Raw genomic sequence first — 414 nt, forward strand, 5'->3', positions numbered from 1 at the left:
GCGTGCGCATCATCGCCAAACGCCAGCCCACCGCCAGCGACCTGCGTCTGGTGATGGCGATCATCAAAACCATCTCCGAGCTGGAGCGCATCGGCGACGTAGCGGAAAAAATCAGCCGCACCGCGCTGGAAAAATTCGGCCAGCAGCATATGCCGCTGCTGGTCAGCCTGGAGTCGCTGGGCCGCCATACCGTGGAGATGCTGCACGACGTGCTGGACGCTTTCGCGCGCATGGATCTGACCCGAAGCGATCCAGATCTACCGCGAAGACAAAAAGGTCGACAAAGAGTACGAAGGCATCGTGCGTCAGCTGATGACCTACATGATGGAAGATCCGCGCACCATCCCGAGCGTGCTGACCGCGCTGTTCTGCGCCCGCGCCATCGAGCGAATCGGCGATCGCTGTCAGAACATC

General features: G+C 60.9%; 1 protein-coding gene and 1 pseudogene. Both read left to right on the forward strand.

Annotated features, from left to right (window positions below):
• Positions 1–2: 2 nt before the first annotated feature.
• Positions 3–107, forward strand: a pseudogene (locus M3650_RS32985) (PhoU domain-containing protein); the annotation flags it as partial.
• Positions 108–255: 148 nt separating this feature from the next.
• A partial coding sequence (locus M3650_RS31375; protein ID WP_369011172.1) for a PhoU domain-containing protein occupies positions 256–414 on the forward strand: 159 nt, incomplete at its 3' end.

The organism is Paenibacillus sp. MER TA 81-3, assembly GCF_023713585.1.
GTDB lineage: Bacteria > Bacillota > Bacilli > Paenibacillales > Paenibacillaceae > Paenibacillus_B > Paenibacillus_B profundus.